This is a genomic window from Aquimarina spongiae (genome assembly GCF_900141785.1).
In the GTDB taxonomy this organism is placed as follows: Bacteria; Bacteroidota; Bacteroidia; order Flavobacteriales; family Flavobacteriaceae; genus Aquimarina; species Aquimarina spongiae.
In genome coordinates, this window is the sequence record NZ_FQYP01000009.1 from 16,096 (window position 1) to 32,915 (window position 16,820).

At 37.4% G+C, this 16,820-nt stretch carries 20 protein-coding genes; 19 read left to right on the forward strand and 1 reads right to left on the reverse strand.

Annotated features, from left to right (window positions below; genetic code table 11):
• Position 1: 1 nt before the first annotated feature.
• From BUE24_RS18985 to BUE24_RS24050, 5 genes are all read left to right on the forward strand, one after another.
• Positions 2–331 carry a hypothetical protein gene (locus BUE24_RS18985; protein WP_139242055.1) on the forward strand — a complete coding sequence of 110 codons (330 nt, stop codon included), beginning with the start codon at positions 2–4 and terminating at the stop codon, positions 329–331.
• A 1-nt stretch (position 332) separates the two neighbouring features.
• Positions 333–1,427: a DNA cytosine methyltransferase gene (locus BUE24_RS18990; protein ID WP_170864635.1), complete on the forward strand. Its 1,095-nt coding sequence runs from the start codon at positions 333–335 to the stop codon at positions 1,425–1,427.
• A 770-nt stretch (positions 1,428–2,197) separates the two neighbouring features.
• The gene (locus BUE24_RS19000) at positions 2,198–2,422 is read left to right on the forward strand and encodes a hypothetical protein (RefSeq protein ID WP_073319670.1); all 225 of its coding nucleotides are present in this window, start codon (positions 2,198–2,200) and stop codon (positions 2,420–2,422) included.
• A 4-nt stretch (positions 2,423–2,426) separates the two neighbouring features.
• Positions 2,427–3,203 carry an SOS response-associated peptidase gene (locus tag BUE24_RS19005; protein ID WP_073319673.1) on the forward strand — a complete coding sequence of 259 codons (777 nt, stop codon included), beginning with the start codon at positions 2,427–2,429 and terminating at the stop codon, positions 3,201–3,203.
• Positions 3,196–3,357, forward strand: a complete 162-nt coding sequence (locus BUE24_RS24050) for a hypothetical protein (protein WP_170864636.1) — start codon at positions 3,196–3,198, stop codon at positions 3,355–3,357. The genes BUE24_RS19005 and BUE24_RS24050 overlap by 8 nt, the downstream gene beginning before the upstream one ends.
• Here BUE24_RS24050 and BUE24_RS19010 read toward each other — a convergent pair.
• A complete protein-coding gene (locus tag BUE24_RS19010) occupies positions 3,344–3,667 on the reverse strand; it encodes a hypothetical protein (protein ID WP_073319676.1) in 324 nt (107 codons plus the stop codon). The genes BUE24_RS24050 and BUE24_RS19010 overlap by 14 nt on opposite strands.
• Positions 3,668–3,943: 276 nt before the next feature.
• Between BUE24_RS19010 and BUE24_RS19015 the strand changes: the two genes are divergently transcribed.
• The 14 genes from BUE24_RS19015 (at position 3,944) to BUE24_RS19080 (ending at position 16,811) form a co-directional block, all read left to right on the forward strand.
• The gene (locus BUE24_RS19015) at positions 3,944–5,554 is read left to right on the forward strand and encodes a hypothetical protein (RefSeq protein WP_139242056.1); all 1,611 of its coding nucleotides are present in this window, start codon (positions 3,944–3,946) and stop codon (positions 5,552–5,554) included.
• Entirely contained in the window at positions 5,554–6,303 is a 750-nt protein-coding gene (locus BUE24_RS19020; protein ID WP_073319682.1) for a hypothetical protein, read from the forward strand. The genes BUE24_RS19015 and BUE24_RS19020 overlap by 1 nt, the downstream gene beginning before the upstream one ends.
• Positions 6,304–6,368: 65 nt before the next feature.
• A complete protein-coding gene (locus BUE24_RS19025) occupies positions 6,369–6,827 on the forward strand; it encodes a hypothetical protein (RefSeq protein ID WP_073319685.1) in 459 nt (152 codons plus the stop codon).
• Positions 6,828–6,883: 56 nt separating this feature from the next.
• On the forward strand, positions 6,884–7,486 hold the full coding sequence (locus BUE24_RS19030; RefSeq protein WP_073319688.1) for a hypothetical protein: 603 nt from the start codon (positions 6,884–6,886) through the stop codon (positions 7,484–7,486).
• Positions 7,487–7,573: 87 nt separating this feature from the next.
• Positions 7,574–7,948: a hypothetical protein gene (locus BUE24_RS19035; protein WP_073319691.1), complete on the forward strand. Its 375-nt coding sequence runs from the start codon at positions 7,574–7,576 to the stop codon at positions 7,946–7,948.
• Positions 7,942–8,238 carry a hypothetical protein gene (locus BUE24_RS19040; protein ID WP_073319694.1) on the forward strand — a complete coding sequence of 99 codons (297 nt, stop codon included), beginning with the start codon at positions 7,942–7,944 and terminating at the stop codon, positions 8,236–8,238. The genes BUE24_RS19035 and BUE24_RS19040 overlap by 7 nt, the downstream gene beginning before the upstream one ends.
• Before the next feature lies 1 nt (position 8,239).
• A complete protein-coding gene (locus tag BUE24_RS19045; RefSeq protein WP_073319697.1) occupies positions 8,240–9,049 on the forward strand; it encodes a hypothetical protein in 810 nt (269 codons plus the stop codon).
• Complete coding sequence (locus tag BUE24_RS19050; RefSeq protein WP_073319700.1) at positions 9,030–9,215, forward strand: hypothetical protein; 186 nt, start codon at positions 9,030–9,032, stop codon at positions 9,213–9,215. The genes BUE24_RS19045 and BUE24_RS19050 overlap by 20 nt, the downstream gene beginning before the upstream one ends.
• Positions 9,216–9,221: 6 nt before the next feature.
• Positions 9,222–9,815 (forward strand): hypothetical protein, encoded by a 594-nt coding sequence (locus tag BUE24_RS19055; protein ID WP_073319703.1) that lies wholly within the window; start codon positions 9,222–9,224, stop codon positions 9,813–9,815.
• A gap of 11 nt (positions 9,816–9,826) precedes the next feature.
• On the forward strand, positions 9,827–10,237 hold the full coding sequence (locus tag BUE24_RS19060; protein ID WP_073319706.1) for a hypothetical protein: 411 nt from the start codon (positions 9,827–9,829) through the stop codon (positions 10,235–10,237).
• 3 nt (positions 10,238–10,240) lie between these two features.
• The gene (locus BUE24_RS19065; protein ID WP_211483327.1) at positions 10,241–10,771 is read left to right on the forward strand and encodes a M15 family metallopeptidase; all 531 of its coding nucleotides are present in this window, start codon (positions 10,241–10,243) and stop codon (positions 10,769–10,771) included.
• Positions 10,772–10,780: 9 nt separating this feature from the next.
• Positions 10,781–11,008 (forward strand): hypothetical protein, encoded by a 228-nt coding sequence (locus BUE24_RS19070; protein ID WP_073319709.1) that lies wholly within the window; start codon positions 10,781–10,783, stop codon positions 11,006–11,008.
• Positions 11,008–11,490, forward strand: a complete 483-nt coding sequence (locus BUE24_RS19075; RefSeq protein ID WP_073319712.1) for a hypothetical protein — start codon at positions 11,008–11,010, stop codon at positions 11,488–11,490. The genes BUE24_RS19070 and BUE24_RS19075 overlap by 1 nt, the downstream gene beginning before the upstream one ends.
• A 2-nt stretch (positions 11,491–11,492) precedes the next feature.
• Positions 11,493–16,811 carry an autotransporter outer membrane beta-barrel domain-containing protein gene (locus tag BUE24_RS19080; protein WP_073319715.1) on the forward strand — a complete coding sequence of 1,773 codons (5,319 nt, stop codon included), beginning with the start codon at positions 11,493–11,495 and terminating at the stop codon, positions 16,809–16,811.
• The last annotated feature ends 9 nt before the right edge of the window (positions 16,812–16,820 follow it).

Below are 16,820 nucleotides of genomic sequence, written 5' to 3' on the forward strand. Positions count from 1 at the left end.
AATGAATTACGAAATACAGAACCGAAAGTTACAATCGTACAAACATACGTTCGATTACAACTTTTGTAAGCGAAAGTACAACGAGTACGCTAACATGGAACTAGACAAGTTCATTAAATGTCTAAAGGATAGCAGAAAGATAGGCGAGATAGGGCATTTATGCTCATTCATTCTATGGGTAAAGAATAAAGAAAAACATGATTATAGGGATACTTTGGGTGATTACGGAATCATTCATTTACTATTTCATTGTTTAGAGAATACGCAACACGCAGAGATGCACGGGGAATACATACACATGTTGTTTAAGGAAGATATAAAACTTGTATAATGTGGATAGTACCAAACAACTTATTGAAGAACAAAGAGTATTATCTTTTTGCTACGGATACGGAGGTCTCGAAAGAGGAGTTCAGCAAGTTATTCCAATTCAGCCAGTCGCTTACTTGGAGATCGAATCATTTCAAGACTTCAACCTGGTGGCTGCGATGGAAAAGGGTGTGGTGGATTCAGCACCTATTTGGACGGATATTAAAACCTTCGATCCAGAACCATTTCGTAACCGAATACACGGATTCATTGGAGGTTATCCCTGCCAGGGGGAAAGCCACGCTGGAAAAAGACAGTTATGGAATGATCCAAGATTCCTTTGGCCGCATATTGAAAAATGCATCAGTTCAATTAGACCTGTTTGGTGTTTCTTCGAAAACGTCTCCGGACATTTATCAGGATCTTTCCCCTATGTTCTTAGTAGCTTACGAGATCTTGGTTACATCGTTGAACCGGGATTGTTTACAGCGTCAGAAGTCGGCGCGCCACATGAAAGAAAGAGATTGTTCATACTCGCGTTGGAGAACACCGAATTTGCCTTCCGGTGGGCAACAGCCCAATTACCGGATTCGACCAAGCGGACACAAAGTGCAAATATGTCTTGCCATGCAAGCAGAAAGCAATTGGTTAACACCCAGAGCAACGGAAACAGAGGAGGATCTTGTGAAGTTTCAAGAGCGAATGAAGAAATACAACAACAATACGAAAATACCAAATCTTTCAAGTCAGGTAAAGAATTGGCAAACACCAATGGCAAGGGACGGAAAAGGAACGGACAGCCCAGCCGATCGAAAAAGGAAATCACCAGGCCTACCAAGTCAGGTAAGAAATTTTCCTACACCTCAAACTCTGGAAACGGAGAAAGCTGCAAAGAGTACCAAACAGGAAAGTTTATCACAAATGGCAATAAATGGCCAGCTAGACAAGGGAAACAACAACACGAGTGGGAAGAGCCGAGAACGATTAAACCCGGCATGGGTTGCACAATTAATGGGTACAACTTTAGAACAGAGCTTCTTCGCCAATATGGCAATGGAGTAGTAAGTCAGCAAGCGGCTTATGCCTTTGATAATCTATTAGTTAAGATGATTTCTTGACAAACATAAAAGAACGTATTTTTGTTTCTGAGAAATAAAAAAATGCTAATTTTTATTTATATTAGCATATATATATTTATATTTGTCAACACAAGGCTACCCCGATTTAAGAAAGATTTTAATGATAAAAATTAAGCCGCACAAAAATTGAGCGGCTGATTAATAATAGATTAACGGGTAGTTTTCAACTCTCGATATAGGCGATATATGCTAATTGAAAGCGCCAGAAAGTTGATTACTACTGAAATAATTAAGAATAGCAAATACGTTTTAAACATTTAATTTGCTTTTTTTAGTTAAACATCTGCAAAAAGAGCTAACTGGTACTTGGCTCTTTTTTTGTGTCATAAAGTCACTCGACATGCAGCTCTAGCCGATGTAAACAAAGGTAAATCAATTCTTGAGAGATTCTACTAAAAGTTAATAAACGCTTTCAACAAAGTTTTCAACACGAGCCAGATTACCCCATCTTGTTAAACAAAATTAAAATTAAAATTAAGTACTTGGTATTCAGTTGTTTAATAAGCTTTTGGAAAGATATCAACTGCTCTGTTAGTAACCTTGTGAAGTGCTGATTTCACCGTTATTCACAACGTTTTTGCTCTGTATCATCATTAGCGCTATTGATCACCAAAATACGGGATAAGCGTAACCCATTTTTCAGTATAATTTTAACAAAAAAACTAATATTTCCTTTAAGTAATTTGAAAATGCCATTTATTATTTTGTATTTCTGTAGTATATTGTAGTTGGAAAATAAAACAACAGTAATGGAATTCATAGATATATTGGATACTGAGGGAGAGGTCCAAACAATTGCATTAGATCAAATTGCAGGCATAATTGATGATGGTGATTTAAGGATCATTCATAGTAAAGTGCCAGATTTTAAGATAATAACTAACCTCCCAAGGACGGCAATAAAGTCTAGGATAAAGTATTCTAGATCTAAAATGTACAAGCGAAACTTACTAGGTGGAATAATAGAAGACTAATACTATGTGCTACGATGTTCATGCCAGTTTAAAGTCTCAGCTTAAGAGAGCAAAACACTACGGAAATAAAGAAGCAATCAAAGAGATTGAAGAAAAGATAGTTCCTCAAACTGAATTACCCTTGTTTCATGCTCAAGGCCAGGCACATAAGAAGCTACTAATTTATACAGATAAACAACCAGAGTATCCTACGGTTTCAACATGGGGTTTAGTTCCAAGTTGGGTGAAGGATACCGAGCAACTTAAAAAGTTTTGGAATAATACTTTAAATGCCAGGGGAGAAACGATCTTCGAAAAACCTTCTTTTAGGTATTCCGCGAAAAATAGGAGATGTTTGATTTATATAGATGGTTTTTACGAACACCATCATTTCAATAAAAAGACGTATCCTTTTCATATTCATAGGAAAGATGGTGAGCCTTTAATCCTTGCGGGACTATGGAACGAATGGACGGATAAGCAAACAGGAGAAATTCTCAATACATTTTCTATTGTTACCACCGAAGGGAATTCTTTATTATCTGGTATACATAACAACCCCAGATTAAAGGGTCCGAGGATGCCTGTTATTTTACCGGATGAGATCGCGGATAATTGGTTAAACCCTATTAATGATGAATTAGATCAAAAGGCAATTCAAGAATTAATCAGACCTTATCCAGACAGTGAGTTGGACTACTACACGGTAGATCGTCTAAGAGGTAAAGCTTATATAGGGAATAAAGAAGAAATTACTCATAAGTTTGAGTATGAAGAATTAGAATACGACTTCAATGATTAGGGAAGGAGATAAGGTTAAATTAAAAGATTCCCAAGCCTCTATGGAGGTTGTTAAGCTAGATGATGATTATGCAGTCTGCGAATGGAATAACCAATTAGGGGCCGAAATGAAAGGGAGCTTCCCTATTCATCTTTTGGAGATCATTTCTTCTTAAAAGGATTCTCCGATGATTTTTCTATCCATTTCCATTTACCTTCATTCACATTGACATAATAATAAGCTCCATCGCATTCAAAATTTTGGTGTACGCTAATTAGTCCCATAAAAATGTTGGTAGCTGCTTCTAAACTTCGTTTACCTGAATATCTACCTTTTGCAGTCTCAAAAAAGTATTTCTTATTCCATAAATAAGCAAAAGCTTTCCCGGAATTGGATACTCTGATATAGGATAACCCTTCATAAGCTCTTTTAATTTTATGAATTTTAAACTCTTCATTTATAAAACTGGCATCGTAAGACTTCATGCAAATTGGAAATATTCCATAAAACTAGGAAATATTCCAATTTATTATGTGATTTGTTAATAACTTTAACGATTAATCGTTCCTAACTTACCCTACTGTTACCTACCGTGACCTATCATGCGTTAACGTACGTTAACCTAACCTAACTTTATCTTATGTAATCTGCCGTTATTTATCCTAACCTACTGTACCCTAGCGTTCCAACCGCTTTAAAATCCGATATACTTTAGCTACGAGTTCATAAACATGATGAGTTTGAGTAGTAATAAAGTTTTCATGCAAAATCCGCTTTACCGTCCATTAATGGATGGTAAACGGTTTGATGTGCTACTACCAAAAACAAATTGTACTTCAACAACATTAGCCAGCGGTGATACACATGTTACGGTTAATCACATGGCAGATTGGGTCAAAAAACACTATAAGCAAACCGAACGGTTAGCGCCAAAGCTAAAACGAAGAACAGTTAAACAAACGGTAGACAGTATTTACGAATTCCTTTACAACCATTTCCAGTATAAGGCCGATGGAGAGTTACAGCAATTACGATCACCAGGTTGTAGTTGGTATCAACGTAAAGAAGGAATTGACTGTAAATCGTATAGCATTTTTACCAGTTGTCTTTTGATGAATTTGGGAATTGATCATTACATACGAGAAGTTCGGCAACCAGGTACAGCACCACAACTTTTTACTCATGTCTACATCACGGTACCCAAAAAAGGAAAAAGTAACGCTCCAGGCAATTACTATGTGATCGATGCTACCAAGCACGAAAATACAGAAGTACCATTCCTAGAGGCAAAAGATACATTTATGAGTGCATTACCACATGTTGGATTAAACGGGCCAGGCAAAACAAAACGTCGATATAGAAGAGGTTTACGATTACCGGAAACCGCAAATCGAGGTTTTGAGAACTTTTTGAAGTTTCTATCTATCGAAGGTGTTTCGCCAAGCATAGTAAATGCGATTCGTAAAGAAGCACAATTTTACCTTGATTTAGGAATCCACCCAGATTTCGCAATTACCGATCAAGGTGTAATCGTTCAAAGAAAACTATTTCCATTCAAGTTAAACAGAGGATTAAGAGAGCCACTAACCACTGGAGCTATTGCTAGTGCTAGTAAGTTAGTATTAGAAAGTAACTTCTTCAAGAAAACATTAGGAGCTGTTTTTGCTAACGGTTTCGATTTTTCATGTATTGGATCTTCATACACACCAGCAAGAGCCAAAAACGATGTACAGGTAGATATGCCCTACATCGTAAGACAAAGTGGTTTGGAGTCAGTGGTAAACAATACAACACTTAACAAATTTCTAAACCTTGCACAAGGGTATCGAGATGAAGCTAACAATGGGACAGCTTCCCGATTCGCTAAATGTACACGAGACGGTCACCGTTTGAGAGAACAGGCCGTAACCGAATTGATTAACCGTGTGATGAATGAAGTTAAAGCAAATTTCATTCTTACGCCTTCTGGTCAGAAAAACGGTGTGATCAACTTACCAGCCGGAAATGCTTTCCCAGGTTATCGAAGAGGACTTTCTTATCGATGGGGTGGCGGAAATGGTAGAAACTATAGTTATCAATCATACACAGTTCAACGCAAACCAAATTCAACAGGTGGAGGAATCACCACTGGAGGATCTAATACTGGAGGAGGGATTACCACAGGAAACCCAATCCCAGGAGATGGATTCAATACTGGAGGTGGTGTAATTACAACCCCTCTTAATCCAACTGTCCCCGTAAATCAACCACAAGTTCAGAGAGCTGGGATAGGTGTTGGTGGAATTGTAATTGCTACGGCTGCATTAGGGACGATCTTCTATCCACAGATTAAAAAAGCAATGAGCAAGAAATCAACTAAAACCAGTAAGTAATGTTTCAGGATACAGCATTTGATTTAGAAGAAGTGATCACAAATAGGCCAATTCATCATGAATTACCGCCGCAGCCTGTGCCTGTTGTTATAGGCTTTAATCCAGTACAATTGCCACCACAACAAAAACCTGTAAATCCGGTAATTCTTCCAAAACCTACAAGTCAGGTTTCACCACAAAACATTGTGGATGGATGGGTAGCTAGCATTTTAACTCCATTGGTTGCTAATATAATGGGGCTTATAAATCAAGCTTCAAACCCCAATTTACTGACACAAGCCAACAATATAGGTTTAGTAAATAAGGTGCTTAAAGAGCTGGCTACACTAAAGGTCTACTTTGACATTCAGGCAAAGAAAGAAACATCAACAATAAATAAAAACATTCAGATATATAAGGTAAAAGCCATTGATGGATTGATCAAAAATATATCAACAGCTTACGAGAAAATGGTGAAATCATTAGGAGGCTCAGTTCGTACTAATGCAACCACTTTCTTAGCCTCAGATACGAAAAACGTATCTGGTATTTCCCTGAATTGGTCAGGTGGTATAGTAAAAGCGACTTACACCACTTTTTCACCAGTAGTAACCACAGGAAAGCCGCCAGTAACAACGGTTAATCCAGCGATTCCAGTAAACGATTTGGATTCTGGTACCACACCGGAAAAGCCAAATAATGGTACAAATATCCTATGGTGGATATTAGGTGGATATGGGGCATATCGAATATATAAAATGATCGGATAATCTGTGCTTTTTGGTATTTGCCGCATGAGCACATTGTCATATAGTTAAACGTAAAAATTAAGAACATGTTAGACAAAGTAAATTCTAAAACCCTTAGCAATAGCGTAAAGCACGTAAGTGCAGGGTTAATTGGGGCGGCAGGCTCAGGAGCAGTTAATGCTTTTGTTCCGGCCAAACACAAAAGAATCTCAAAAATTGCCATGCTAGTAGGAGCGACAATCGTTGCCGCTGCAAGTCAGACAGGTAATTCAAAATTAAAGCCAACAACTAGTGCACTACTTGGAGTAGCACTTCGTCAAGGGCAAGAATTATTGCAAGAAACGTTACAGAGCAGATTTGCTTTAACGGACAATAGTACATCATCGGATAAGGCTATTGCAGGAGCACTGGGATTAAATTGTCCAGGCGGTTGCCAAGGATCTTGGCAAGGAGGGCTTCCAGCTTTAAATAGTCCAGATATGTACGATACTGTATATGAAGCAATTCCAGAGATAGGGGCAGGATCGGAAAATTCTTTTGCCTAAATCCATCTAGAAAAATTAAGAATATCAATTAGAAACAAATATAAATAAATATAACAATGAGAAATTTACCATTAGTAGTAGCAGCGTTTGGATTTTTAAAAGATGTATCCAAAATATTAAGCTCAGAATTGTATTCTTTGATTCAGGGTGAAAGAGTAAGATTAGTAGATCACACTGGATATGTTCGTAAGAATATTACTGGAGCTTCTTCAAATTTCGATATTATCGATAGTGAAACAGAAGCAATCAAAGGGGTTTCTACTATCAAAGGACAAAGACTTCGTAAAAATGAAGCTCACATCATTACCCAATTAGCAGTTGGATATGGTTCAATTGATAATGCAGGAAACGAAGGAGCTGCCCAATATGGACACACAAATATTGCAGCCTTAAGGAATGCAAATCTTGTGATTTCACAAAACAATAGAGAAGTATTAAACCTTCCATTGGCGGATCTTATTCGTCCAAATGGTGATGATATGAATTCCTCTGATCAATATTACAAGTTGTCAGCATTTGCATACTTAGTTGATGATGAGGATTTCGAGATGCAAGTGATTTTCCCTAATGGAGTGGCAATGCCAGCTGTTGTGGGATCTGCTAATCACTATCTAGAAGTGATGTGGAAAGGGTTTAAGACTATCAAAAATCTAATCTAAGTAAGCCTTTCATAATTGAGTTTGAATTAGTTTAAAAAGCCTTGTCTATTCTAGGCAAGGCTTTTTTTACACCAAAACGGAAATCCAATGGATCAAAATGTATTACATCTAAAACCTTATATCAAAACACTTACGGTAACTATTCCTAACGGGAGTTCGCAAGCTAGTAAGACTATTGAAATTCCAAAAGGATATAAGGTATTGGCCGCAGCAAAGGCCAATCAAGACTTAAATCAAATTATAAACTTAGGAATCTACGAACAAGGTCAGGAGATCAATACACCTATGGATTTATCCTTTTGGAGAGATCGAGAGATAGGAAAGAATTTCACAGATGGATTTGTAGTACTTAATACTACGGGATCTTCTGAGCTAGAAGTAAAATTGAATTCACCTTTTGGCAATGTAGGTTCTGATACTCAAGTACAAGTAGTATTTATCATTCTTCAAGAATCATGCTAGATAGTATCAATCAAAATATTGCGGATGCATTACTGTATCGTACGTATGCGGCAAGTGATACCATTAAGCAAACCGAGGAGAATTATTCCTTAAAAGGGAAAATTGCTCCTAGGTTTCATAATGAGGGTACTACTGATGTCACCATATTCGATATAAAGATTAAACCTGGGGAGATGTTTAACCTATCAGCTACTGCAATTCCAATGGATGGTACCATTTCTATAATCATGCCTACTGGCGGAAAGTTAGTCGTGGTTTATAACACGCTTATAAAGCAAAAAGAATGCTAATATGAATGCGGATTTTGACAACATAATTACAAAGCTAAAGACCAATGATAATTTGATCATTGAGGTAAAGGACGTAAATACAGGTACCGAAATTGTCAAGGTAAAAGATAGACTAGGGTATCAACAAATTATCGATAAGAACCAATCGGTTGGTGGTCTTTTGGAACAAATCAAAAAAGATGGATTTTCTAAAATTCAAATACAACTATTTGAAAGGAGAGGGAATGCAAATGTACGCAAAGGTGTTGCCAAGAATTTCCAGCTTACGGAAAAAGAGGAAACACAAGAAGAAGCACCAACGCATAACCCTTCAGTACAACAACCAACAATGAGTTTTCCAAACTACGGCTTAAATGGTCCTGGTGGTTTATCAGGTCAAGAGTTAATTAATCTCAATGTTGATCGGCACATGCTTGGTTATACAAAACAAGATCTAGAGGTTGAAAAAACAGAGCGTAAACGTCTTGAAAAAGAAAATGAAGATCTAAAAGAGAAGCTTCGAACTGCTGAACGTCAAAACGATAACAAGGAATTTTGGGGAGGATTAATTAAACAAGTGGCACCAGCCTTAACCGGACTTGCTACAGCAATGAAACCAGGTTTAAATGGTCCGCAAGTGGTACCAGAGTATGAAGGGATGAAGGGGAATTTAATCAAAGTAATTCAGGAAGCACCTTCTATTTCTGATGATCAAGGTATGGCGGCTTACAACGTCCTAAATGCTTATGCATTAGAAAACAAAGATCTCATTGAGGAATTAAACGAATTATTTACAAAACACGGAATCAACAATGGCAACAATAACGGTTAAGGGGAATAATCCATTATCAACGAAACAAAGAACAGAGGCATTACAGTTTATGCAAGATCGGTTAACCGATGATGAATTAAGCAAACTTCATCAATTGGCTAAAAGTGAAAAAAGCCGTAATGCGCTTAAATCCAATTGGGGAATGATCCAAAAACTATTTATGTAAATCGATATGGCCACAGCAACGAAATCAAAAAACACGAAAAGTAAAAAGGCGGTAAGCACGGTAAAAAAGGGTTTAGCTACGGCCGGAGGATCTATAGTGCGTAATCCTATGACAACGGTTTATGTTATTGGGGGTGCTATAGCAGTGTATCTATTGTATAAAACTTTTAAGGGAATTAACTCCGCTGGAGAGGCAGTAGGAGAGTTTTTTAATCCTGATTTTGACAATAGTGTTGATGTTGGCCCAATTAATAATTCAGGAGCTACGATTTCAATTGAACAAGCGAGGATTTTTGCAAATCAACTACTTGGGGCAATGAATTACCAAAACCCATTCTTTGGATGGCATGGTACTGATGAAGATACTATCCTTGAAGTATTCAAAAGAATCACTCCTGCTGATTTCAGATTGATTTATAATGTATTTGGTCAAAAAGATTACAACGGGGTAGGATCACCGCCTGATAATGTAATTGGAAGTATACAAATTTCTAGTCCAAGGGACTTAGTCTTCTGGTTGAATTCGGAATTAAGCTTTACAGATGGTGAGGTTTACCGTGTAGTAAAAAAGATAGTGAATGACGCAGGATTTGCGTTTTAAAATATTCAGTTATGAAACAATTTTCATGTCCAACAAATGCAATTCAAGTACCTATGAAAACGAGTAGTAAAAAAGTCAAAGTTATCGATATACAGGGAAATCCTTTAGAGGGAGTTCATGTGATCAGTGAAGTTTCCAACTTCGCTACTATAACAAATGCTCTTGGTACTGCAATGGTGCAATATCAAGGAGGTGAGAATATCATGTTTTCACATCTAGGAAAAGAAACCAAAGTGGTACCAGTAAATCAAATCACTTCAGATATCATTTTGGAAGATAGTATCGAGGCCTTGGATGATGTCATTATTATCTCAAAGCCAAAACCGAAAACTTCAAGCATGTGGCTTTGGGGTCTTCTGGTAGTAGGTGGAATACTTGTAATGAGAAATAGTCAAAACCAACCTAAAAAAGTAAATCTGTAAACATTGAAAATAACAAAAGATCATATCATAATGGGTGGTATTACAATAGCAGGTCTCGCATTGTTACTAAGAAATCAATTCCAAGGTCCAGTATGGGATCCAGTTTCTGAAGAAAGGATAAAGAAGCTGCATCCAGCTGTTCAAGCTAAAGCAAGGAAATTCCTGAACCTGGCGGCAAAAGAAGGAATTTATCTACGTGTAACTGATGGGATACGAACTTTTGCAGAGCAAGAAGCTATATACGCTCAAGGAAGAACTAAACCAGGAGAGATTGTGACGGATGCCAGAGGTGGTCAGTCCTATCATAATTATGGTTTGGCAATAGATGTTGTACCAATGGTTAATGGTCAACCTAATTATGATGATGATTATATCAGAATATCACAAATCGGTAAATCACTTGGGTTTACATGGGGTGGTCATTTTAGAAGAACCGATAAACCACATTTTCACTTGTCATTTGGTTTTAGGATTGCAGAGTTACAGAACAAGGTATCAAAAAACGAACTCACAAACGGATTTGTAAACGTATAAAACGGGAATATGTTATTACTAGGGAAAACAGCATATCGATTCACCGCTGGAGGATCAGGAGGGGGTGGTACAAAAACACCTCTAGAAATTGATTTAGGGTTAATCACCATTGCCGGAGATTTTCCCACCGATGATGACATTGCTAATGCTATTAACCAGCACCCTACACCTATAAACGTTACTTCAGATCGATTAGTGATTTTCAGTTTTGAATACCAAAAAGAAATTGTGAACTAATGAAAGTAAAATTCTTACTAAATATTGAGTCGGGAACTTTTGGAGCTGGTCAAACGCAAGTTACCAGAGCTAACGTAATCAAGATTGATGATTTTAGACCAGTCCCTAATCATGACCTTTCCAGAGGGGTAAACAATACATACACCAAGTATTTGGATAAGGACGTATTTAGTATTTGTTATTTACTAACAGGACTTCAATTATTTCAAAACAGTGTACCTACCGGATACAATTCAGGATTTAGACATAATCTAAATATAGAGGATTACGTAAAGACAGAGGTAAAAATAATCAATGCAGATGAAGGTGACATTTTTGGAGGTGGATTCCATTCTTTAGAAAGCATTTTCGGAGCAAGGGAAATAGGATTTTTAGCCAATGATTTAGTGTTTGGAGTAAGTGTCGATGATGCTATCATCGATGTTACCAAGGAATACTTATTTCATTTACAATATACACATAATAGCTCACCAGCATTTTAGTAATGAAGAGATTAATTGTACTTATAATATTATTCATAGTAAGTTTTGGTCAGGCTCAAAACACTAGAGTCCTTGGACCAAATACCAGAGTTGTAGGTTTGGATACCATTACAAGTGACCATGCCTTAACCATAGATCCAATAACTAGGAGATTAAAGTTAACTGAAATTCAGGCAGCTACTGGTACTTCTAGTTTAGAACAATATGCAGAAGTAAATGCCTTTCCAGCTACAGGAAACACCTTAGTATTGTATTATGCTCAGGATAACAGATCCTTATATACCTGGGATGCCACCAATACAAACTATGTTAAGACTTATGCAGGTCTTGAAAACCTTACGGCAGGAAATTATATCGATATACAAGGAACAAGTACAGATCCAATAATCAATGTAGTAACATCTCAATTTGTAAATTCTGCTGATTTTGCCCCTGTTCGAAATAGTGCTATAAACAATACATTAAACAATGTTTCTTTAACTGGGCAATTACAAAGATTCCCAGTTACCTATAGAACTTTTGGTTCAAGTGATATTTTCACCGCAGGATCACTAGAAAATCTACTAGCAACGATCAATTATGAGACGGATTTTATTGCGATCCAATCAACAGGAATTACTTATTTATTGATAAAAAATACGGTAGGTGTTGAGTTAAATAGAGTTCTTAACACAGAAGGAAACATTGTAAACTTTTCATTTTATCGGTTTTATAGTGATCGTAATATCTTTTCTAATCGATACGGGATATTTAATATCAATACTACTCCTGTAAGCTTTACTAATATTAGTCCAGAATATACGGCCTATAGCTATAACGGTGCAGATGATGGAGTAGGTAATGTACTCTTTGCTACTTCAGATGTAACCGCTCAGTATACAGTTCTGTATTCTGTAGTTGCCGCAGTTAGTAGTTCTGGTACCGGAGGGGCAAACCAACAACTTTCCAGAGCAGGGGATGTGATTTCTCTGCAAAATGGAGGAAGTGTAGATATTTCAGACAAGCAGGATAATCTAGTAAGCGGTACGAGTCTAAAAACGGTTAACGGAGAAAACTTGCTAGGTTCAGGGAATATTGTCGTAAGTGGTGGTTCTGGTGGGTCTACCAATCCTAATGAATTTGTAGTATCCAATATATCAGATTTAACCAATCCGGCCAATGCTGGTAAAATTGCGTGTATACAAAGTAGTTTGACACAAACCGAAGATATTACCCTTGCTAATAGTTTGATATTAAAAGACTGCGGTGGGGTATTATTGGTAAACGGTTTTAGATTAACAGGTCAAGACAATGGATTAATACCAGACGGGAAAAAAGTATTAATCGATGCTTTTACCGGAACTATTGATGGTACCTGGAACACTCCTTCTTTAATTTATTCTACAAACTTTGGATTGATCGGTGATGCCAAAGAACTAAAAGACGGAGCAATGACAAGCGGTAGTGCTGTTTTAACTTCTGCTACTGCTAATTTTACGGCTGCTGATATAGGAAAAGTTATAGGGGTAAGAGCTACTCAAAATGAATTTAACCCTGTGCAACCTTCTAATTCAAGAGGGACTACTATAGCAACAATTGTAAGTGTAGAAAGTGCTACTTCATGTACATTATCTGTTGCCGCTACTCGAACAGAATCAGGAACATTGTTTAGATATGGATCTGATAATTTTACGGCAGGGATGAATGCTTTGTACGTAAGAAATCAGAAGCCAGGTACATTTATCTTTTCGCAAGGAAAGTATATGAAAACCGAAGTGGATTACAATAGCTTAAATCCTCCAGTAACTCGATTCGGTAGTATTCCTAATAACTGGCACATTGGCGTAGGTACAGATGATATCCACGTTAGGGGAGAAGCAGCTACAATAATGAGTTTACCGAATAACTTAGATGGGGTTCATTCATTTACTTTAAAAGATACCCATAGATCAAGCGTTAAGAATTTAATTTTTGATGGTGAATTTCAATATCATAATCACGTAGGAAATTTTGCAGATGAAGCACAACACGGATTAGTAATCCAAACCGCAGCTTACAATTGCACGGTTAAGGATGTAGATATAGTTAATTACACTGGGGATGGTATTTATATGAGTGGTGATTTACAATTCACCAATGCTATCAAAGGTAGTGGTGCCACTGGATACCCTGGAGTATCTGAATTTGTAACTGGCTCAATAGATGAAACAACAGGACAGTTTGTAGTGGATGCCACTAAAGCAAGAACTAATGTTCTGATTGATGTTACCGGTTTTCAGTTTGAAAATACAAGAGCTATAAATCCAAGTAGGGATGGTGCTAGACATTACCAGTTTTCCGGATCTTCTTTTGCTGGATGGTCAGGTCTTAAAAATCCGATATATAAAGCATACTATTATGGATCAGGTGGCCAAGCGGATTTTATAGGCGTAAGTGAAGAAAGAGAGTTTTATAAAACATATACTTTTCCTGATGGTGTAGAATCGATGCTATTGGTGATTGATTCGCCAGATGATTTAACGGTTATTGATGCACAATTACGCGCGAATGTAGATCCAAGAGGTACGGTTATGGATAACGTTAATGTTTCCGATTGTGGCAGACATGGAGCGGCCAATTTAAGTTCGTATACCACCTGGACAAACTCAGTTATTGAAAATATAGGTAATACACTTCCTGCTTTTGGTATTAACATTGAAGATCAAAGAAGATCTGCAACAAATTACTTATTCCAAAACTTGACATTTAGAGATTGTTACAGTGGTGGGTTGAATCTAGTAGGTACCGTAAATGTAGATGTTATTGCATGTAAGTTTGAGGGTACAACAGATCCTGGAAGATTATTGCATCCTGATTATATGGGTGCCATCGGTGGATGGAGAGGTAGAAACTTTAAAGCGATTGGTAACTATATAAACCGAGGGACATTTAGTGTAGGAAGATCTGGGGTGTATTCCGATAATATTGTGCATTATGGTAGCCTTGCATTTGAAGCCAACGGAGCTGTATTTAGGGATGGACAATTACATCAAACAGTGGTAACAAATGTTGGAGGGCAAAGCGTAAACCATAGAACATTGTCTTACTTACAAGACACTAGAATGACATACGATAGAAGTATGGGTGTTGTTTTTACCAATACTAATATGTATTATAACATTGAAAATGTTGAAGTAATCGCAAATGAAGTTAGTAGACTAAACAATGAGGTTACACCAGATGCATACGAAGAAATAGTATTGGACGGTAATAATTATTTGTTCAATCAAACACCAGCACCGACTTTAGACTTTGGGGGTATAATAGAAAACCTTAAATTCAGTGGAGCGCGACCTGTTAGAAGTTCTAGGGATTTTGTGTCCAATAATGATTGGCCAGTAACAGATTACTACGGTAAAAACTATAGTGAATCATCAATTACCTTATCCTACGGGTTTCCAAAAGATAGAACTATTGAAAACCTTACTATCGATGGTTGGTTGGATCTAGGGCTTACCCAGTTCGAAAACAGTGCTATTTCTGCAACACCAACACTTACTTTTGAGAATTTAAGAATAACTATTCCAGCAAGCGAATTTGATTGGACAAATACTGGCGCTTATGTATTTGAAACCAGAGCAAAGAATGTAAACGTAGTCATCAATAAAGGATTGTTTGATCTACAGCAAACTAGTGGCGTTATCGGTTCATCGAATAGATTCGTGCGATTTGCACAACTTGGGTTTTTAGAGTGTAACGATTGTACATTCAAAAGTGCAAGCCCTAAGACAATTGATTTCAATAACACATTACAGTTTCCAGCTTCCACAGGACCAATCACCTTAAGAAATCCTCAACTTGAAAATATCACCTTTATACCAAGGCCACAGGATCAGATCATCTTTACCGATGCACCTGATGGATCAGAAACGATCATTAATGCTGGTACTAATGTAACGGTTAACGGAACGGGAACTACAGGTGATCCCTATGTAATCAACTCTACTGCTTCCGGAAGTGGTGCAAGCGGTTGGGAACAAACAGGAACTACAACCTTTACTAACCAGGATCTTGTATCAGTTAATAATGGTAAGCTTTTGATCGATGGGGTAAATGAAAATGCCATTGTTTACAAAAGAACAGGTACCATAGGAACCGGAAATCATGTTGATCCTGTTTTTGAAACAGGTAGAATTGTTGGTACCGGAATAGGCGAGCCGACATGGAGAATACTTTATAGTGATAGTGGAAGTGATACTAATGAATATAATTCAGGAGAATCCTTAATTTTTGCAGTGGAACCTTCGGGAACGACAGCCAGTGTACGACGAAAAGTAGGGTCTCACTTCGAAGGATTTATCGATGGTCAATCAGAGCCGTTTTTTAGAATGGAAAGTATTGACTTAGATCCAGGTGTAGGGGTAACCCAAAGTGTTCGTTTACGTATGGGGCCAGGTGGTACCACAGCTAACGATGTAGAATTAATTCGTCGAGGTGCAAATCAGTTATCTCTAGCTTTAGGAGGTAGTAATAAGTGGACTACTTTTGCTGATGGATTCCAATTAGAAAGTGGAATAACCGCGAACTACGTGAACACTCCAACGACACCATCAAACCCCGGAACCGGAGTAATTAAAGTATACAATAAAAATGGGGTGTTGACTCAGTTGGATGATACTGGTACCGAAACCTCATTGGCTGGTGGTGGTGCTTTTGATCCAACTACGGATAAAATCTTGAGTGATGGTGATAACTTATCTCCATTATTAGGAGTCTCAAATACAGTAGGAGCAAACAGTTTTCAAGGTGACTTTTATGTACTGAATGGGATCGTGTATTTACGATCAAGAAATGCAACCACAAGCACAAATTCATCAATGCGAATAGTTGCCAGTGCACTAGATCCAGTATCAGATGCTACAGTGGATTTAGGAGGTTCTATAACTACACGATGGAGAAATTTAAGATTATCGGGAACAGTTTTCGCAACTGGTTTAAACGCTGGTGGTAGTGGTACGGGATTTTTAAAAGATAATGGTACCGTAGATACCAATTCGTACTTACGTACTCCGACTATAGCACAGTACGGTATAAACAGAACAGCCACTATTAATGAAGCCAATGGAACGGTAAACTTCAACAATGGAGCGACTTTAACTTATACTATTCCTGCAAGTTCAAGCGTAAGCTTTCCTTTAGGAGCAAAGATTCTTGTAAATAATGAAAATGCAACTTCAGTAACCTTAACACCTGATACTGGTGTAACATTAGTTGGAGCATCCGATGGTGTATTAAACAATGATCAGGCTGCAATATTGGTACACATGACCACAGATGAATGGTTAGTAATAAAACTGAATTAATAACCCAAG